Raw genomic sequence first — 20,183 nt, 5'->3', positions numbered from 1 at the left:
TGAGCCTAACGGGCCTCCGCTGCTGTCTCGTCGGCCGTCTCGCCCAGCAGGATGCGCTCAAGATCGGCCCGGCCGGGGAGGGCGGTGGGGCGCGCGATGTCGCCGCTGCGGACGTAGACGAAGGCTGCTTTGACGGCTTCCGGGGGGAGGTCGTGCTGCTCGGCCCAGGCGAGGCGGTAGATGGCGAGCTGCAGCGGGTCCGCGGTGCGCGTGCGGCTGGTCTTCCAGTCGACGATCTCGTACGTGCCGTCCTCGTCGTCGCGGTAGACGGCGTCGATACGGCCCCGGATCACGCGGCCCGCGAGCGTGATCTGGAACGGAGACTCCACGCGGTAGGGGGTGCGGCGGGCGTACGGGGTGCGCTCGAAGGCCTCCTTCAGCGCGGTCAGGTCGCGCTCGTCCACGATCTCGGGGTCGTCGGCCTCGCCCCCGGGGAGCTCGTCCGGGCCGAGCATCGGCAGCGGCAGCTCCTCGAACCGGGACTCCACCCAGGCGTGGAACCGGGTGCCCCGGCGGGCGGCAGGCTGCGGGGGGCGGGGCATGGGGCGGGCCAGCTCATGGGCGAAGCCGTCGGGGTCTGCGGCGAGGCGCATGAGCTGGGAGGCGGACAGGGAGGGCGGCAGGGGTACGTCGCGGACGGTGGCGCGGGTGCGGCGGAGCTCCCCGGTGAGGGCGGTGAGGTCGCGGTCCCAGGAGGCGATGGTGCGGATGTCCTCGGGGGTTGCCCCCACACCCCCGGGAACGCCGGTCTCGCGACGCAAGGACGGCTCGCTGCGCTGGTGCGGCAGGTCCGCCGACGGGGCGGCCTGTTCCCACTCCGGCTCCGGGGCGTCCTCGTCCCAGGGCGGTTCGTCGTCCCACAGCGGCTCGTCGTCGCGGGGCTCCGGCTCCTGTGGCTTCGGCTCCTGTGGCTCGGCCGGGAGCAGCGTCAGCGCGTCCAGATGCGACAGCACCGTGTCCGCCGCCTCACGGCGGCGGGACAGCGACGTCGGGTCCAGAGGAAGCGGCCAGGCATGGTCGTTCGCCGACTCCCGCAGGGACGGGTTCTCCGCGCCCTGTTCCGGTTCGTCCGCCCAGATCTCGATCTCGCCGAAGCCTGCCGCGCAGTGGTCGTACAGCGCCTGAAGGAACGCCGACGGGCCCCGTCGGCGTTTCTGGGTCGGCCCCCACCAGTGGCCCGAGCCCAGGAGCAGGGAGCGGGGGCGCGTGAAGGTGACGTAGCCCAGGCGTAGTTCCTCCGTGTGCTGGTGGTCCTTCATGGCGTCCTTGAATGCCTTGAGGCCCCTCGCGTCCCAGGACGGCACGTCGGGAAGCGTGCCCGCGTCGCCGCGCAGTGCGTGCGGCAGGACCTTGGACTGGGAGGTCCAGGCCTCGCGCGCCTGGTCGTTCGGGAAGTGTTTGGCGACCAGGCCGGGGACCGCCACGATGTCCCACTCCAGACCCTTGGACTTGTGGGCCGTCAGGACCTTGACGGTGTTCTCGCCGCCCGGCAGGGCGTTGTCGAGGCCCTTCTCGTACTGCGCGGCCGTGCGCAGGAAAGCGAGGAAGGCCAGCAGCGAAGCCTCCCCGTCCAGCGCCGCGAAACCGGCGGCCGTGTCCAGGAAGTTGGCGAGCGTCTCGCGGCGGCGAGCGGCCAGGGCGTGCGGGGACGCCGAGAGTTCGACCTCCAGGCCGGTGGTGCCAAGGACGCGGTGCAGGACGTCCATCAGTGGGTCGGCCAGCGAGCGGCGCAGATCGCGCAGTTCCGCGGCGAGGCGGGCGAAACGGACCCGGGCCTGAGCCGAGAAGGGAAGGTCGTCGTCCGCCCCGCCGGCCGACTCCAGGAAGGTGTCCAGCGCGTCGGCGAGCGAGATGACCTCGGCCGGATCCGTGCCCTCGACGGCCGCGGCCAGCCGTTCGTCCGGGTCCGTGCCGTCGGCCCGGGTGCGGTGGACGAGCAGCCGGGCCCGGCGGCCAAGGAGGGCCAGGTCGCGCGGGCCGATCCGCCAGCGCGGACCGGTGAGCAGTCGTACGAGTGAGGCATTGGCCCCCGGGTCCTGGAGGACTTCGCACACCGCGACCAGGTCGGCGACCTCGGGGAGGTGCAGCAGTCCGGACAGGCCGACGACCTCCACCGGGATGTCCCTGGCGACCAGCGCTCCCTGGATCTGCGGAAAGTCACCCGCCGTTCGGCACAGGACCGCGATCTCGCCGGGCTCCTTGCCCGTACGCACCAGGTGGGCGATCGAGTCGGCCAGCCATTCGATCTCCTGCGCGTGGGTGTCGAGGAGGGCGATGTGTACGGATCCGTCGCGCTCGGCGCCGGGCGCGGGGCGCAGCGCCTCCACGCCCGCGTGCATGGCGCGCAGGGGCTCCGCCAGGCCGTTGGCGAGGTGCAGCAGCCGGCCACCGCTGCGGCGGTTCTCGCTGAGCGAGAACCGCGTGGCCGGGCTGCCGTCGGCGTGAGCGAAGTGCGCGGGGAAGTCGTCGAGGTTGGCCACGGAGGCTCCGCGCCAGCCGTAGATGGCCTGGCAGGGATCGCCGACCGCGGTCACGGCATGACCGGTGCCCTGGCCGAACAGGCCGGACAGCAGCAGCCGTTGAGCCACCGAAGTGTCCTGATACTCGTCGAGCAGAACGACCCGGAACTCGTCCCGCAGGATCGTCCCGACCTCGGGCCTGGTCAGCGCGAGCTCGGCGGAGAGCGCGATCTGGTCGCCGAAGTCGAGGAGGTCGCGGGCGCGTTTGGCCTCGCGGTAACGGACGGTCAGATCGAGCAGCTCACGGCGGGCCGCCGCGGCCTCCGGGACCTTGCGCAGTTCGGCGTTGCTGAGCCGGGCGCTCTGAAGGGTGCGCAGCAGTTCCACGTCGTACGCGGCGAGCATCCCGGGGCGTACTAGATGCTCCGCCAGCTCCCCGTCGAGCGCCAGCAGGTCGCTGACCAGGGACGGAAAGGACTTGGTCAGCGAGGGGTAGGGCCCGGGCGCTTCGCGCAGCACGCGCGCGGCGAGCTGATAGCGGGTCGCGTCGGCGAGCAGCCGGGCACTCGGCTCCAGACCTATCCGCAGCCCGTGGTCGGTCAGGAGCTGCCCGGCGAAAGCGTGGTACGTGGAGATGCGCGGCTCGCCCGGCGGGTTGTCCGGGTCGATGACGTCGGGGTCCGTCACTCCGGCTCGTACGAGCGCGGTGCGGACACGCTCGGCGAGTTCGCCCGCCGCCTTGTTGGTGAAGGTGAGACCGAGCACCTGCTCCGGGGCGACCTGGCCGGTCCCCACGAGCCACACCACCCGCGCGGCCATGACCGTCGTCTTCCCCGACCCGGCTCCGGCCACGATGACCTGCGGGGCAGGCGGCGCGGTGATGCAGGCCGTCTGCTCCGGGGTGAAGGGGATGCCAAGGAGCTCCTTGAGCTGCTCGGGGTCGTTGATGCGTGCGGTCACCTCAGTGAGGCTAATGGGGACCACTGACAGCGACGGCCCCCATCGGCCTCGACCGCGTCAGACTCCCGCGGCGGTACCGGAGCGGAAGCCTGCCGCGGTTGAGGCGGAGAGCGCGCCGGCGGCGGCCGAGCCCAGGTTGTCCACGTCCACCACCTGGTCCGGTGGCGGGGCCACCGCCTTGACCGGCTTGTTGTAGTCCGAAAACGTCAGCGCCCCGGGCTCGGCGCCGCCCGTCCTGACGACCTTGAGCAGATACGGAGCGCCCTCCTTGGCGACGTACATGGTGAGCGTTTCGCCGCCCGGCTTCTTCTTCACCAGGGTCGCCACCGGCTTGCCGCCGACCACCGCGTCGGGCCCTTTGGTCATGCCTCGGAGCTCCGATGTGTCCTTGCCCAAGTCGGCGATCATCGCCTTGAGGTCGCAGACGCCTGCCACGCTGGTGGAGGCGCCCTGCGGCACCTTCATCCAGCGGCCCTTCAGCAGGTCGGTGATGCCGTCGGCCTGCGCACCGACCGAAGCCGTCCAGAACTTCTCGTCGCCCTTGATGTACATGACCTTGCCGACCTGGCGAAGCTCGGCGTTGCCGCCCTTCATCCCGATCTTGCCGGTGCAGGAACCCTTGCTGTCCACCGCGAAGTCGACGGTCAGCAGCTCGCCGTCGCCCGTGACCTTGCCCGCGATCCGCATGGACCGCGCGGACTTGGTGGCCGCGACCGTCTTGGCGGCGATCTGGTCGGCGCTGAGGCCGCCGAACGGGTTGTCCGAAGCCTTCGTGGCCGCGGCGTCCGCGGCCTCGATCTTCTCGGTGCCGCTTTGAGCCTTGAGCTCGTCGCCGGTGGAGCAGCCCGCCAATCCGGCGGCCGCGGCCGCCCAGACCACCGCGATGACCAGGAACTTCCGCTTGGCCGCCATGTACTTCTCCTCGCAGTTCACGTGGTCCGCCGCAGCGGCCTTCGTGACCCGCGTCACAGCGCCGCTCACTCCACTATCTGGCGACCCTCCGGCTGTGCGCTGCATGACGCGCGGAAGGCGCAGTGGGTGCAGTGCTGCCCGGCGGTCGGCGTGAAGCGCTCGTCGAGGACGCGGCCCGCGGCGGTGGCGAGCAGCTCACCGACCCACTCCCCCGCCAGCGGCTCCTGCGCCTGGATCTTGGGCAGGTCCTCACCGCCCTCCTTCTTCGCGGCGGCCTGTCGCAGCTGTACGAGCTCGGCGCCGCCCGGCTCGGGGCGGCGGCCGCCGAAGGCTTCGTCGAGCGCGCCCTCACGCACGGCGAGCTGGTAGACGGCGAGTTGGGGGTGGCGGGCGACCTCGTCGCGGGTGGGGGTCTGCTTGCCGGTCTTGAAGTCGACGACGTACGCGCGTCCTTCGGCATCCTGCTCGACGCGGTCCATGGAGCCCCGGATGCGTACCTCGTACGCTCCGGCCTCCAGGGTGACGTCGAAGCCGTGCTCGGTGGCGGCGGGAGTGCGGCCACCACGGTCCATGACGTGCCACCGCAGGAAGCGTTCGAGCGCCACGCGCGCGTGCTCCTTCTCCTGCTGCGACTTCCATGGGGCGTCGAAAACGAGCGCGTTCCAGACCGAGTCGAGGCGTTCCATGAGGACGGCGAGGTCGGCGGGGGTCTGTCCGGAGGCGACCTCGTCGGCCAGTACGTGCACGACATTGCCGAAGCCCTGGGCCGCTGTGGCCGGGGTGTCCGCCTTCACCTCGCGGCCCAGGAACCATTGCAGGGCACAGGTGTTGGCGAGCTGGTCCAGTGCGCTGCCGGAGAGGGTGAGGGGCTCGTTCCGGTCGCGCAGGGGCAGCCGGCTGTGGGTCGGCTCGTACAGGCCCCACCAGCGGAAGGGGTGGGCTGCGGGCACGAGCGGCTGACCCTCGTCGTCGGTGAGCGCGGCGAGGCGGGCGAGGCGGCGGGCGGCGGCGTCGCGCAGCGCAGGACTCGCCTGCGGGTCCACAGTGGTGGCGCGCAGTTCGGCGACGAGCGCGGCGACGGCAAGGGGGCGGCGGGGGCGGCCGGTGATGTCCTTCGGCTCGACACCGAGTTCGGTGAGGAAACGGGAGGGCTGATCGCCGTCGTCGGCCGGTGCCTTGACGGCGGTGACGACGAGGCGTTCGCGGGCGCGGGTGGCCGCTACGTAGAAGAGCCTTCTCTCCTCGGCGAGCAGGGCGCCGGGGGTGAGCGGCTCGGCGAGCCCGTCGCGGCCGATGCGGTCGGCCTCCAGGAGCGAGCCGCGGCGGCGGAGGTCGGGCCACAGGCCCTCCTGTACGCCCGCCACGACGACAAGGCTCCATTCGAGGCCCTTGGAACGGTGGGCGGTCATCAGGCGTACGGCGTCGGAACGCACCTCTCTCTTGGAGAGGGTGTCGGCGGCGATGTCCTGGGCGTCGATCTCCTCGAGGAAGTTCAGGGCGCCGCGGCCGCCGGTGCGCTCTTCGGCGCGGGCGGCAGTGTCGAAGAGCGCGCAGACGGCGTCCAGGTCGCGGTCGGCATTGCGGCCGACCGCGCCGCCGCGGAGGGCCGCGCGTTCCAGACGCTGCGGCCAGGGGGTGCCGGCCCACAGCTCCCACAGCGCCTCCTCGGCGGTGCCGCCACCTTCGAGGAGCTCGCGCGCCTTGCGCAGGAGCGCGCCGAGCCGCTGGGCGCCGCGGGCGTACGCGGGGTCGTGGGCGACGAGACGCTCGGGCTCGGCAAGGGCGCGGGCGAGGAGTTCGTCGGAGGGCGGGGGGATTTTGTTGCCGCCGGCGCGCTCTTCGTCACGCAGCGCGCGGCCGAGGCGGCGGAGGTCGGCGGTGTCCATGCCGCCGAGGGGCGAGGCGAGGAGGTCGAGGGCGGTCTCGGTACGGAGCCAGGAGGTGGCGGGGGCGGTCCCCTGGGCGGGGCCACCGGGGTCGCCCGGCTCCGCGCCGGCTTCGCGGGGCGCCTCGGGTTCGGTCTCGCGCTGCTCGGCGCCTTCCGCGTCCGTGCGGGTCGCATTCGGCCCGTCCACCGCCACCGCCGCCGCGCCCGTGCCCGCCACTGCGAGCCCCTCTGCGTCCGCAACGCCGTGCGCCTGCCGGGCCGCAGTCGGCCCGTCCGCAGCGGCCGACGCACCCCGGCCCGGGTCCGTCTCGGCCGAAGGGCCCGCCGCCGCGACCGCCTCGATCGGCGAACCCGCAGTCGGCGCAGTCGGCGCGCCGTCCGCGCCGCCCCGTCCCATCGCCGCCTCCGCCACCGCGCGCAACGCCGTCAGCAGTGGCGCGACCGCCGGTTCGTGGCGGAGAGGGACGTCGTCGCCGTCTATGTCCAGGGGGACGCCCGCCGACGTCAGGGCGCGTCGGACCGAGGGGATCGTGCGGCCGCCCGCGCGGACCAGGACCGCCATGTCACCCCATGGGACGCCCTCCTCCAGGTGGGCCCGGCGCAGGATGTCCGCGATGTTGTCGAGTTCCGTGGAGGCTGTCGGGTAGGTGTACGTCTCGATGCGGCCGCCCTCGCGGACGGCGCCCAGTTCCCGGTGCGCCCGGACCTTCTCCGACGGGAGGCGGGGCAGCGGCATCCTGCGCGTCAGCAGGCGGGTCGCGTCCAGCAGTTTCGATCCGCTGCGGCGGGACGTCGTCAGCACCGCCGCGCCCGCCGGGCTGCCGTCCGCGTGCGGGAAAGCGTCCGGGAAGTCGAGGATGCCGTTCACGTCCGCGCCGCGGAAGGCGTAGATCGACTGGTCCGGGTCGCCGAAGGCGACCAGCGTGCGGCCCCTGCCGGCCAGCGCCTGGAGCAGCCGGACCTGGGCCGGGTCGGTGTCCTGGTACTCGTCCACGAACACCGCGTCGTAGGGGAACCCGTACGGCAGGCGCTCCGCCAGCAGGACCGCCCGGTGCACCAGTTCCGCGTAGTCGAGGACCCCCTGCATGTCCAGAACGTCCAGATACTCGGCGAGGAACGACGCGGCCGCCCCCCAGTCGGGGCGGCCGGTGCGGGCCGCGAAGCGGGCCAGGGAATCGGGTCCGAGGCCCAGTTCACGGCTCCGGGCGAGCACCGCGCGTACCTCGTCGGCGAAGCCGCGCGTGGTCAGACATGCGCGCAGCTCGTCGGGCCACTCGTTGCGCGCCAGCCCGTCCGCCTCCAGGTCGATCTGGCCCGCCAGGAGTTCGCGTACGGCGACGTCCTGCTCGGGACCGGACAGCAGCCGCAGCGGTTCGGAGAAAAGATCGGCGTCCTGGTGCGCGCGGACCAGTGCGTAACAGAAAGAGTGGAAGGTCGTCGCCTGCGGCCCCTTCGTGCCGCCGAGTCGCAGCGCCATCCGGTCGCGCAGTTCCACTGCCGCCTTGCGGCTGAAGGTGAGCACCAGGATCCGTTCCGGATCCGCGCCCTTGGCCACGCGCGCGGCGACCGCCTCGACCAGCGTCGTGGTCTTGCCGGTACCGGGACCTGCCAGAACCAGCAACGGACCGTGATCGTGGTCAACCACAGCGCGTTGCGTTGCGTCCAGGAGAGGGGGATCCACCGGGCCCGGCGGGGTACGCACCAGTCGGTACGCGCCGGGGGTCCCACGCCGTACCTGGTGCTGGTACGGCGTACGCCCGGTGGTGGAGGAGGAGCTCACGTGGATCGCCGGTCCTGGTGGGTGTGCTGGTGGTGATGGAGCGGTTCGCGCCGCGCGCTGACGACGCTACGCCAGCGCTTGGCGGGAACGCAGTGAGTCCGTCGCGTACCGCCTGTAGTCCCGGTACTCCGTACGGTCCTCCGATTCCCCGTGCCGCCCCCGATTGGCGGAAGCTGTCATATGTGAGCGCTGTCGCCGGCACCCTCGTCGCCGTCCCATCGCGCGCGCTTCATGTCGAGGCGCGGCACATGGCTGTCGGCGCTTCGTGCGGCCTCGCGCAGGGGCGTCCCCTCGCTGCGGTAGTGCGCCAGGGCGCTGAGCTCATGGCCGGGCAGCAGCGTGCCGTCCGAGCGCACGACGCGCCACCAGGGCGCCCCGCCCCCGTACAGCGCCATGACCCGGCCGACCTGCCTCGGGCCGCCCTCTTCGAGCCATTCGGCGATGTCGCCGTAGGTCATCACGCGGCCGGGCGGGATGAGCTCGGCGACCTCGATCACCCGCTCCGCGTACTCCGGCAGCTCTTCCATCCGGCCCATCCTGCCGCACGCCACCGACAACGCCCCGCGCCGCGGGCACCGCGCGGGCGGTCGGCTCCGGGAGGCAAAGGGGCGTATCTCGCGCACCTCCCGTCCCCGCGATGCACCCTGATGCCCCCCTCTGTCGTCCGGTCGTGCCACCATCATGCGGGCGGTGACTGGTGATACGAGATCAAGAAGAGACCGAGACGGCGAGGGAGCAGGGCGTGCAGCCTCCGAAGGTGGCAAGCACCCCTGAGGCCGAGTCGTACCCGGACGCGCCCGTTCCGCAGCCGGATACGAGCGACGAGGCGGCGGCTGGTGCCAGTGCCGGGAAAGCGTCCGACGCCGCCGCGGACCAGACAGCCACAGAGAAGGCAGCCGCAGAGGCGGAAGCCGACGGGAGGGCCGAGCAGTCGCCGGACGCGGCCGAGGTGACCGACGTCGCCGGCGTCGACCGCGTCTCCGGGGACGAGCCGCTGCTGGCCGCCCGCGTCCACCGGCCCTCCGATCTGATGCGCCTGCTCATCGGCATCCTCGCCATCGCGATCGTCCTCGCCGTGGCCGCCTTCGCCCAGGGCACCACGACAGGCCTCGCACAGGACATCGACAAAGGCACCGACCAGGCCCCCGACCTGTTCGTCAAGATCGCCGGTCTGGTGTCCAGCATCGCCGTACTGCTCGTCCCGGTCGCCTTCGCCATCGAACGGCTGATCAAACGCGACGGTCTGCGGATCGCCGACGGCGTACTGGCCGCCGTGCTCGCGCACGGAGCCACTCTCGCCACCGATCTCTGGGTCGCCAGGGCCGCGCCCGGCACCCTCCAGGAAGCCCTCACACAGGCACAGACCGGCGGCGGGCTGACCGATCCCGTTCACGGATATCTCGCGCCGGTCATCGCCTACATGACGGCCGTCGGAATGTCCCGAAGACCGCGATGGCGGGTGGTCCTGTGGGTGGTGCTGCTGCTCGACGCCTTCGCGATGCTGGTCGCCGGGTACACCACACCGTTCTCGATCATCCTCACAATCCTGCTCGGCTGGACCGTGGCGTACGGAACGCTCTACGCCGTCGGCTCGCCGAACGTACGCCCCACCGGCCAGACCCTGCTGGCCGGTCTGCGCCATGTCGGTTTCCGCCCGGTCACCGCCATGCGGGCCGAGGACATCCCGGACAGCGCCGACCAGGGCGACCGCGGCCGCCGCTACCTGGTCACGCTGGAGGAGGGCTCGCCGCTCGATGTCACCGTCGTCGACCGCGAGCAGCAGGCCCAGGGCTTCTTCTACCGCGTGTGGCGGCGCCTCACGCTGCGCTCCATCACCACCCGCCGCTCCATCCAGTCGCTGCGCCAGGCGCTGGAGCAGGAGGCACTGCTCGCGTACGCGGCGATCGCGGCCGGAGCCAACGCCCCGAAGCTGATCGCCACCTCCGAGCTCGGCCCGGACGCCGTGATGCTGGTCTACGAGCACCTGGGCGGCCGTTCCCTCGACTCCATGGACGACGACGAGGTCACCGACGACGTGGTGCGCGGGGCCTGGCGACAGGTGAAGGCGCTCCAGTCGAGGCGTATCGCGCACCGGCGGCTGACCGGCGACGCGATTCTGGTGGATCGTTCCGGCAAGGTGATTCTCACGGATCTGCGCGGCGGCGAGATCGCGGCGAGCGACGTGGTGCTGCGCATGGACATCGCGCAGCTGCTCACCACCATCGGCCTGCGCGTCGGTGCCGAGCGTGCGGTGGCCACCGCGGTCGAAGTGCTCGGCCCGGACCAGGTCGCCGACTGCCTGCCGCTGCTCCAGCCCATCGCGCTCAGCCGCTCGACCCGGGCGACGCTGCGCAGGCTCGCGCGTGAGCGGTCCCAGCGGGAGCGGGAGGCCGTCCTCGATGCGTCGGCCGCCGCCAAGCGGGCCCGTACGGAAGAGGCGCACGCCGACCCCAAGGTCGTACGCAAGACGGAACGCGCCGAGAAGCAGGCCGACAAGAGGGCCATGGACGTGGCCATGGACGAGGCGCGCGAGGAGGATCTGCTCTCCCAGATCCGCGCCCAGATGCTGCTGATCAGGCCGCAGGCGCCGGTCGAACCGGTCCGTCTGGAACGGATCAGGCCGCGCACGCTCGTCAGCTTCATCGCGGGCGCAGTCGCCGCGTACTTCCTGCTCTCGCAGCTCGCGGGCATCGACTTCGGCACGGTCTTCGGCCAGGCCCACTGGGGCTGGGTGGCGGCCGCTGTCGCGTTCTCCGCGCTCAGCTACTTCGCCGCGGCGATGAGCCTGCTGGGCTTCGTTCCCGAGCGGGTGGGATTCCTGCGGACCGTCGTCGCCCAGGTCGCCGGGTCCTTCGTCAAGATCGTCGCCCCGGCGGCGGTCGGCGGTGTCGCGCTGAACACCCGCTTCCTGCAGCGCTCTGGAGTACGCCCCGGGCTCGCTGTGGCCAGTGTCGGCGCCTCCCAGCTCTTCGGGCTCGGCGCGCACGTCATGCTGCTGCTCGCTTTCGGCTATCTGACCGGTACGGAGCGGACCGCATCGTTCACCCCGTCCAGGACCGTGATCGCGGGGCTGCTGACGGTCGCGGTGCTGGTGCTGGTGGTGACCGCGATCCCGTTCCTGCGGAAGTTCGTCTCGACGCGGCTGCGTTCGCTGTTCGCCGGGGTCGTGCCGCGCATGCTCGACGTACTGCAGCGGCCCATGAAGCTGATCACCGGCATCGGCGGGATGCTGCTGCTGACCGGTCTTTTCGTGATGTGTCTGGACGCGTCGATCCGTGCCTTCGACAACGGCAACCAGCCGCTGAGCTACGCCAGCATCGCCGTGGTGTTCCTCGCGGGCAACGCGCTGGGGTCGGCGGCGCCGACGCCGGGCGGTGTGGGTGCGGTGGAGGGTGCGCTGACCTTCGGTCTGATCGTGGCGGGGGTGCCGAAGGAGGTGGCAGCGCCGGCGGTGCTGCTGTACCGGATGATGACGCTGTGGCTGCCGGTGCTGCCGGGGTGGTTCGCGTTCAACCACCTGACGCGCAAGGGCGCGCTGTAGGCGGTGCCGGGGGGATTGTTCCCCGCGCCGCCCATCCCGAACTGGGGGCTCCGCCCGCAAGCCCCCGTACGGCCTTCGGCCGCATGTCCTCAATCGCCGGACAGGCTCCCATGGAGCCTGTCCGGCGATTGAGGACAAAACGCCAACCACCCGCATGGACCGTCGTCGCGGGCGCAGCCCGCACCCGCGGAGCACGATGGGAGCATGCCCCGTTCCTCCGTCGTCCGCGCCGCCGCCACCAGCGCCTGTGCCGCCGTGCTGCTGGCCTCCGCCGGGTGTTCCGACGACGGCGGCAAGGGCAAGGAGACGGACCAGGACCGGGCGAAGGAGCTCGCCTCCCAGGAGCTGGACTGGCAGGCGTGCCCGGCCCCCTCGGACGCGGAGGGCGGCGGCACCGCGCCGTCGCCGCTGCCCGGCGGCACGGTCTGGGAGTGCGCCTTCATGGACGCCCCGCTCGACTACGCCAAGCCGGGCGGCGACACCGTCGAGCTCGCTCTCATACGCGCCAGGGCCCGCGACCAGTCCAAGCGCATCGGCTCCCTGATATTCAACTTCGGCGGACCCGGAGGCTCCGGGGTCGCCGGTCTGCCGCCCGCCGCGGCGGACTACGCAGCCCTGCACACCCGTTACGACCTGGTGAGCTTCGACCCACGCGGGGTCGGCCGCAGCGCCGCGGTGGAGTGCAAGGACGACAAGCAGCTCGACGCGTACTACCAGCAGGATTCGACGCCCGACGACAGCGCCGAGGAGAAGACCTTCACCGAGGGTCTGAAGTCCTTCGCAGCGGCCTGCGAGAAGAACTCCGGGGACCAACTGCCCTACGTCGGAACCGTCAACGCCGCCCGCGACCTGGACCTGATGCGCCAAGTCCTCGGCGACGACAAGCTCTACTACTTCGGCATTTCGTACGGCACCGAACTGGGCGGCGTCTACGCCCACTTGTATCCCACCAAGGTCGGCCGGGCGGTCTTCGACGCCGTCGTGGACCCCACCAAGAACTCCGAAGAGGGCTCCCTGGGCCAGGCGAAGGGCTTCCAGCTGGCCCTCGACAACTTCGCCCAGGACTGCGTGAACCGCGGCGACAAGTGCCTGCTGCCCGGCTCCACCGCGAAGGAGGTCGAGGCCTGGATCATCGCCCTCCTCGACGAGCTCGAGAAGAAGCCGATCCCCGCCAGCGGCGACCGGATGCTGACCCAGAGCCAGGCCACCAGCGGCATCGCGCAGGCCCTGTACTCCAAGGAGTACTGGCAGTACCTGGAGCAGGGTCTCGACGAGGCCGACGGCGGCAACGGCGGGCTGCTGCTCGCACTCGCCGACTCGCTGAACGGGCGTGGCGAGAACGGCCACTACAGCAATATCCAGGCGGCGAACGCGGCCATCAACTGCGTCGACTTCAAGGACCGCTGGACCCTGGAGCAGACGAAGGCGAAGCTCCCCGAGTTCCGCCAGGCGTCCCCCGTCTTCGGCGACTACCTCGGCTGGGGTCTGATGGGCTGCACCGCGTGGCCGCTGCCGGGCACCTGGGACACACCCGATGTGTCGGCCCCCGGCGCACCGCCCATCCTCGTCATCGGCAACACCGGGGATCCGGCGACCCCTTACGAGGGGGCGAAGGCGATGGCCGACGCCCTCGGCAAGGGGGTCGGCATCGAGCTCACCTACCGGGGTCAGGGACACGGCGCGTACAACGGCGGCAGTGCGTGCGTGCAGCGGGCGGTGAACTCGTACCTCCTGGAGGGCAAGGTGCCTGCCGCGGGCACGGTGTGTCAGTAGCCCGACCTAGGATGTCGAAATAATCTTCGAAGCGCGGGGGCACGTATGACGATTCGGGTACGGGCGGGGGCCCTGGCCGTGAGCGCGCTGCTGGTGGCCGGTCTGGCCGTCGGCTGTGACAGCGGTCAGGACAAGGCGGGTGACGACGGCAAGAACACGGCCGCGCCCTCCGCCTCGCAGAACTCCCCTGGCAAGGCGGCTCCGAGCGAGCCGGTTCTGCCCGCCGCGCTCACCGGTCAGAAGCTCGACTGGAAGCGCTGCGAGGCACCAGTGAAGGCCTCGGGCAGCAATGCGAAGAGACCGGGCGGACAGTGGCAGTGTGCCCGGCTCAAAGCCCCCCTCGACTACAGCAAGCCCACGGGCGAGACGATAGGGATCGCCCTGATCCGCTCGAAGGCCGAGGACGGGTCCAAGCGGATCGGTTCACTCCTGTTCAACTTCGGCGGTCCCGGCGGCTCGGGTGTCGGCGCGCTGCCCGGCGCGGCCGGTCAGTTCAAGAAGCTGCACAGCCGCTACGACCTGGTCAGCTTCGATCCGCGCGGTGTCGCCGAGAGCGCCGAGGTGACCTGCCGGGGTGACAGGGAGATCGAGGCCGCGCACCGGCTGGACTTCACCCCCGACACCCCCGCGGAGGAGAAGGCGTACATCGACGACTCCGTGGCCTTCGGCGCCGGCTGCGCCAAGAAGTCCGGCCGGGTGCTGCCGCATGTCGGCACCACCAACGCCGCCCGCGACATGGATCTGATACGCCAGGTCCTCGGCGACGCCAAGCTGCACTACCTCGGCTTCTCCTACGGCACCGAACTGGGCGGCGTCTACGCCCACTTGTTCCCCAGGAACGTCGGACGCCTCGTGCTGGACGCCGTGGTCGATCCCACCGCCGGCTACGCCGGGCACTCGCGCGGCCAGGCGCTGGGCTTCCAACGCGCCCTGGAGAACTACTTCAAGAGCCGGGACATCAGCGCAAAGGACGGCACCGAGCGGGTCGTGAAGCTCCTCGACAGGCTGGACCGCAAGCCACTGCCCACCGACGAGGGGCGCACGCTCACCCAGAGCCTGGCGCTCACGGGGATCGTCCTTCCGCTGTACTCGAAGGACAGCTGGCCCTACCTCACCCAGGCGCTGGACGAGGCCGAGAACGGCGACGGCACGCGTCTGCTGATCATGGCGGAGGCGTACTACAGCCGTGACCGGACGGGCCACTACAGCACCCAGGACCACTCCCAGCGCGCCATATCGTGCGCGGACACCAAGGGCCGGGTAACGGCCGCCGAAGTCAGGTCCCGTCATCTCGCCGAGTTCACGAAGGTGTCGCCGGTCTTCGGCCCCTATCTGGCCTGGGACCTTGCGGGCTGGTGCGCCAACTGGCCGGTCCCCGGGGAGTCCGACACGCCCGACGTGGCCGCCCTCGGCGCGGCGCCGATCCTGGTCGTCGGCACCACCGGCGATCCGGCGACTCCGTACGAGGGCGCGAAGAAGATGGCGGACGAGCTCGGTACGGGCGTCGGAGTGCTGCTCACCAATAAGGGCGAGGGCCATGGCGCCTACGGAAACGGGGCCTGCGTGACGGAGACGGTGGACGCGTATCTGCTGGACGGCAAGGTCCCGGCGAACGGCAAGACCTGCTCGTAGTGGCGCAGCGAAAAGGCCCCGGACCAGCGCTGCGGTCCGGGGCCCTGCACACATCCGCGTCAGTAGATCGGCGAGTCAGGCCACTTGCAGCCCGACGGGTATCGCCGGGTGTGGGCGGCGATGACGGCCCGATGGCCGGCTGGAATGGTGGCCGATCCGTCGGCTGCTGCCCTGCGGCAGGCACGGCAGCGGTTGGGGGTGAAGCCGCTGGTTTTGCTGTTCGACCGGTTGCGCGGGCCGGTCGGCACCGTCGCAACGCCGGGGGTGTTCTGGCGGGGGCTGCGGCTGGTGGCCTGGGACGGCACCTGCATGGAGGTTGCCGACAGCCCGCAGAACGTGGCGTGGTTCCGTCGGCATGCGGCCCGCACCACGCGTCCGGCGGGCTTTCCGCAGGTGCGGTTGACCGCGTTGGTCGAGTGCGGCACCCGCGCGCTGATCGACGCGGTCTTCGGGGCGCAGCAGTACACCGAGCTGCCGCAGGCCTGGTGTCTGCTGGCGTCCTTGCGGCCCGGGATGCTGCTGCTGGCCGACCGCGGCTATGACGGCTTCGAAGCGCTGAGGGAGGCCGCCGCCACCGGAGCCGACCTGTTGTGGCGGGTGCCGGCCGGACGCCTGCTGCCGGTGATCCACCCGCTGCCCGACGGCACCCACCTCACCTGGATCACCGACCGCCGCTCCGCTGACCGGCTGGCGAAAGTGTGCGGATGCGTCCAGCGTGTACGGACTGGCCCTCCTGCGACCGCGGGCACCGCATGGAGCATCTGCTCAGCGAGGACCCGGGCGGCGCTGCGAGCGACGAGGGTGCCGAGCAGGGTTGCGCTGGACGTTGCAGAGGAGTGAACGGACCGGCCACTCAGCTCGTAAGTGAGGGGGAGACACGCGTCATGACGAGAAATGGGCTCCTCCGGTTTGCGGCTGGGCGGCCAACTGGTGCCCTGTACAGCGAAGTTGTTCGCGCACTTGCTCCCGGCAGCCCTTGCAGGGTGACCACCGGAATGCCGGTTTCCCCCAGGCGAATGGACAGGAATTGAATACGCCTGATCAGGCGCGCACATTCTCAGGTGAAATCCCCATAGCGAGAGCAACACTCTCCGCATTCCCTGCCCCGGCCCCCACTTCTCAACGTGCGAGTTCTTGCGCTGTGGAGCTCGGGGCGTGAGAGGGGGCGCAGAAGGGGGCGCACACAAAACTTCGCCCGTCGATGTTTCTCGTATTTTGCTCATGCAGATTGAAGGCCTCTGCTAGCATGCCCGCCCTTGACTGGAGAGGTCGGCAGGACAGCTCCGGCCGTCGGTCACGCCTTGGCCCGCAAGGGGAGCTCCTCGCGAGACATCGGTGCCGGTGATGGAGTTCGAGGCCGAACGCGCGACCGGGATCGTCACTCTCCAGCTCGGGTGCGCTGCAGATTGGACCCCAACTTCCCCTACTGGTGGCGATTTGATGCCATCCGAACAGTGCCACTCGACTCTTTCCCGCCAGCATGGTGTTAACTGGTCCTCGGTCTGAACCTTGGCGGGTCCAGGCCCATTCACCAGGGACCCAGAGGCTCCGCCTCTGGGTCCCTGGCCATTTATTTAGATACTGGCAAGTACGAGTTACCGGCCGTTCATGCGGGCGATTTCCAGTCGCCACAAACCTCGATACATGAACATTTCCTTATGCAATTGAACGCACTTACCTTCAGCTGTCGAAATCCCGATCACTGCGGCGTGTGATCCACGTCACTCCCTGCTTCCTGGAAGGATTTTTCCCTCACGGAAGGGAATTCCGATGCTCGGTCAATGATGACTGGGATTAACGCCACCAACGGGGTACCGTGCTGCGCATCGAGCCGTCCCATCAGCCTCACGGCCTCAACGCCTGGAGTGTGGATCGGGAGGGCGCTGGACCCGCCACTCATTGTTGTCTATACCAATAGGAGGTTCGGACCGAATGGCAACCGCCGTCTCTAACGGCGTTGTCGAGCCGGCCCGCCACACGGCGGTGCAGGCTGACTATGCCCAACCGGGGCTGATGCACCGTCATATCAAGTGCACTGGAGTCGCAGTCGCACCTGTGCCGCTGCTGTCGGCCGTCACCAGGAGCCCCAAGCCGCTGCTCCCATCTGTCGGCATCAGCGAACCACGAGCTTTCCCCATACCTGCCGCCCCTGCGGTCTTCGTACCTTCAGACATCGCGCCCGATGCCCCACAAGTCGCCCCTGGCTGCTGCGGCATGAGGAGTCACGCCAGTATTCGGAGGCAAGACTGATGGCGCCCCCCAAGATCGACGCGCCCAGCCCGGCGCAAGTCCTCAATGGCGAACAGCAGATGCCCCGGGAAAGTTTCCTCGAGCTCCTCCCACCCGCGCTGTTGTCCACCCTCTACGTCGTCGGCCGCGGTCCCGAGGCCCGCATCACCCCGACGCGTCTCTTCCCCAAGCAGGCCCTCCTGCCATTAGGGCCCAATGACACGACGGTCTTCATCATCCTCGGCGGGTGCGTCGTCCAGGAACGGTTTCCGTTCACGGCGAAGATCGCTCGCTTTCGCGGAGCCGGACAATTCGTAGGGGAAGGCAAGCTCCTCGACCCTCGATCTTCCGTCACCACAAGGTGCCTGAGCGACACATGGGTCCTGCCCTGCGCCGCCCGGCGAATGAACGCCCTCTTCGGCCAGTACCCCGAGGCGCGCCATGCCCTGCTGTGCAGCCTCGAAGCACGCAACCGCAGCGACGAAGAGATTTACAGCACCGTCAGCCGTACACCTCTGGAACGCGTGAGTGCACTCTTGCTCCACCTGGCTCGCGTCACCGGCACTACCGACGGAGACGGCCACACCATCATCACCGGGCCACGACAGAAGGATCTTGCCGAGGCTCTGGTGCTCGGTCAGTCCACTGTCGAGAACGCCGTCGCCAAGCTACGCCGGCGCGGCGTCATCGACAGCAGGTACCGGACCCTCGTGGTGATCGACATGGATCGCCTCGAACACCTCGTCAGAATGCCTCCAGCCAGCCGGCCGACGGCACAGCCGTGACTCATGCTCCGGGGCGCCATCACGTGTCCCTCGCGCCTGCGCACCCGAAGACTTCCCTGCCCCTTTGCACAGCACGGCACGGCCCGCAGCAGTGCACGTTCCCCCTGGATGGAACAACCACCATGTCCCTCAACCCGACGACGACTGCTCTGACCACCCTCGCGGACGGACCCAGCGTCCTTCCCGTCCTCATCCCCGCACTCGTCGGCGCTGCCATCGTCACGATGGCCATACTCACCTACCGTCGGCACCAAAAGGAGCGAAGCATCGACAAGGCCAGCGAAGACCTGGACGCCACCGAGATCTACCTGAAGGAGATGCTGGAGAAGCTGTGCGAGAACGCACAGCAGCCGTGCAGCTCCGAAGATGTCTCCTACTTGCGAAAAAGGCGCCATCTGATCGACGAATCTGCCAGCCAGTGGGACGTGATCCGCTCTCAACTCGCAGAAGTCGTCCGCCGCATCGACGTCTACCTCGGCAAGGCAATCCCAGAGGCAGCTGCCGTCGCCGACAAGTACCTCCGCAGCACCAAGAGAGCATCAATTCCGGCCGAATACGACATCGGCACGCTGCTCAAGCGGGCGATGGAGCAAGAGTCGGCTCGCGTTGACCTCAAGACAGCAATCGCCACAGCGCAACAGACAATCCGGGCCCGCCGCAAAGGCTAGCCACAGTGAGGGGCTGTAGGGGGCTCTGTGCAGCCCCCCGGGCGCCCCGGCATGAGTGTCTAGCTGAGTGACAACGCCGACGAACAGGGGCGGACAACCGCGCACGTCTGCTGACCATCGCAGCGAGCAGCGGCGGAGCTGACCTGTAGGGCTGCCCAGGCACTGGGGAAACCGACGCCAGCCCTGCGCGAAGTCCGGGCCGTCTCTGGGCCGTGCGAAGGTGCCGGTCGACCAACAACGACAGAAGCCCACAGCATCTGAACTGGTCAGAGCCGTGGGCTTCTTCTGTCCCGCGAGTCAACGGGAGGGCTGGTCAGTAGATCGGCTTGTCCGGCTCGATCTGGTTGACCCAGCCGATCACGCCGCCGCCGACGTGCACCGCGTCCGCGAAGCCCGCGGACTTGAGCACGGCGAGGACTTCCGCACTGCGGACACCCGTCTTGCAGTGCAGGACGATGCGCCTGTCCTGAGGCAGATCCTGCAGAGCGGTGCCCATCAGGAACTCGTTCTTCGGGATCAGCCTGGCGCCGGGGATCGAGACGATCTCGTACTCGTTGATCTCACGGACATCGATGATGTCGATGCTCTCGCCTTCGTCGATCCACTCCTTGAGCTGCTTGGGAGTGATCGTCGAACCGGCCGCCGCCTCCTGGGCCTCTTCGGACACGACGCCGCAGAAGGCCTCGTAGTCGATGAGCTCGGTGACGGTGGGGTTCTCGCCGCAGACCGCGCAGTCCGGGTCCTTGCGGACCTTGACCTGGCGGTACTGCATCTCCAGGGCGTCGTAGATCATCAGTCGGCCGACCAGCGGCTCACCGATGCCCGCGAGCAGCTTGATGGCCTCGTTGACCTGGATGGAGCCGATGGACGCGCAGAGCACGCCCAGCACGCCGCCCTCGGCGCAGCTGGGGACCATGCCCGGCGGCGGGGGCTCGGGGTAGAGGCAGCGGTAGCAGGGACCGTGCTCGGACCAGAAGACGGAGGCCTGTCCGTCGAAGCGGTAGATCGAGCCCCAGACGTACGGCTTGTTCAGGAGCACGCACGCGTCGTTGACCAGGTAGCGCGTCGCGAAATTGTCCGTGCCGTCGACGATCAGGTCGTACTGGCTGAAGATGTCCATCACGTTCTCGGCCTCGAGCCGCTCTTCGTGCAGGACCACGTTCACGTACGGGTTGATGCCGAGCACCGAGTCCTTGGCGGACTGGGCCTTGGAGCGGCCGATGTCGGCCTGGCTGTGGATGATCTGGCGCTGCAGGTTCGACTCGTCGACCTCGTCGAACTCCACGATGCCGAGCGTGCCGACACCGGCCGCGGCGAGGTACATCAGGGCCGGCGAACCCAGGCCGCCTGCGCCCACACACAGCACCTTGGCGTTCTTCAGCCGCTTCTGCCCGTCCATCCCGACATCGGGGATGATCAGGTGGCGGGAGTACCTGCGGACCTCGTCGACGGTGAGCTCAGCAGCTGGCTCGACCAGGGGTGGCAGCGACACGGGGACTCCGTTGCGTCGATAAGTCAGTACGGTTGTTCTCCCCGTAACACTGCCACGGCCCTCC

11 protein-coding genes are annotated in these 20,183 nt (G+C 69.9%); 6 read left to right on the top strand and 5 right to left on the bottom strand.

Annotation, left to right across the window (positions count from 1 at the left end; translation table 11 throughout):
• Window positions 1–5: 5 nt before the first annotated feature.
• From OOK40_RS28215 to OOK40_RS28200, 4 genes are all read right to left on the bottom strand, one after another.
• Window positions 6–3,419 carry an ATP-dependent DNA helicase gene (locus tag OOK40_RS28215; RefSeq protein WP_266487186.1) on the bottom strand — a complete coding sequence of 1,138 codons (3,414 nt, stop codon included), beginning with the start codon at window positions 3,417–3,419 and terminating at the stop codon, window positions 6–8.
• A 57-nt stretch (window positions 3,420–3,476) separates the two neighbouring features.
• Window positions 3,477–4,388: a hypothetical protein gene (locus tag OOK40_RS28210; protein ID WP_266487184.1), complete on the bottom strand. Its 912-nt coding sequence runs from the start codon at window positions 4,386–4,388 to the stop codon at window positions 3,477–3,479.
• 8 nt (window positions 4,389–4,396) lie between these two features.
• Complete coding sequence (locus tag OOK40_RS28205; protein WP_266487182.1) at window positions 4,397–7,999, bottom strand: ATP-dependent DNA helicase; 3,603 nt, start codon at window positions 7,997–7,999, stop codon at window positions 4,397–4,399.
• Between the two features lie 176 nt (window positions 8,000–8,175).
• Complete coding sequence (locus tag OOK40_RS28200; RefSeq protein WP_323136126.1) at window positions 8,176–8,526, bottom strand: MGMT family protein; 351 nt, start codon at window positions 8,524–8,526, stop codon at window positions 8,176–8,178.
• A 215-nt stretch (window positions 8,527–8,741) separates the two neighbouring features.
• Between OOK40_RS28200 and OOK40_RS28195 the strand changes: the two genes are divergently transcribed.
• From OOK40_RS28195 to OOK40_RS28170, 6 genes are all read left to right on the top strand, one after another.
• Window positions 8,742–11,540, top strand: coding sequence for a lysylphosphatidylglycerol synthase domain-containing protein (locus OOK40_RS28195; RefSeq protein WP_266487181.1), 2,799 nt, complete (start codon window positions 8,742–8,744; stop codon window positions 11,538–11,540).
• Window positions 11,541–11,744: 204 nt separating this feature from the next.
• The gene (locus tag OOK40_RS28190; protein WP_266487180.1) at window positions 11,745–13,313 is read left to right on the top strand and encodes an alpha/beta hydrolase; all 1,569 of its coding nucleotides are present in this window, start codon (window positions 11,745–11,747) and stop codon (window positions 13,311–13,313) included.
• 45 nt (window positions 13,314–13,358) lie between these two features.
• Window positions 13,359–14,945: an alpha/beta hydrolase gene (locus OOK40_RS28185; RefSeq protein WP_266487179.1), complete on the top strand. Its 1,587-nt coding sequence runs from the start codon at window positions 13,359–13,361 to the stop codon at window positions 14,943–14,945.
• 84 nt (window positions 14,946–15,029) lie between these two features.
• Window positions 15,030–15,785: a transposase gene (locus OOK40_RS28180; protein WP_266487178.1), complete on the top strand. Its 756-nt coding sequence runs from the start codon at window positions 15,030–15,032 to the stop codon at window positions 15,783–15,785.
• Between the two features lie 1,409 nt (window positions 15,786–17,194).
• On the top strand, window positions 17,195–17,959 hold the full coding sequence (locus OOK40_RS28175) for a Crp/Fnr family transcriptional regulator (protein ID WP_266487177.1): 765 nt from the start codon (window positions 17,195–17,197) through the stop codon (window positions 17,957–17,959).
• A gap of 122 nt (window positions 17,960–18,081) precedes the next feature.
• The gene (locus OOK40_RS28170; protein WP_266487176.1) at window positions 18,082–18,627 is read left to right on the top strand and encodes a hypothetical protein; all 546 of its coding nucleotides are present in this window, start codon (window positions 18,082–18,084) and stop codon (window positions 18,625–18,627) included.
• A gap of 313 nt (window positions 18,628–18,940) precedes the next feature.
• Here OOK40_RS28170 and moeZ read toward each other — a convergent pair whose 3' ends face one another.
• A complete protein-coding gene (moeZ, locus tag OOK40_RS28165) occupies window positions 18,941–20,119 on the bottom strand; it encodes an adenylyltransferase/sulfurtransferase MoeZ (RefSeq protein ID WP_266487175.1) in 1,179 nt (392 codons plus the stop codon).
• Window positions 20,120–20,183 lie beyond the last annotated feature (64 nt).

Source organism: Streptomyces sp. NBC_01481, from assembly GCF_026339995.1.
Lineage (GTDB): Bacteria > Actinomycetota > Actinomycetes > Streptomycetales > Streptomycetaceae > Streptomyces.
This window is presented reverse-complemented; position numbering and strand designations above follow the sequence as displayed.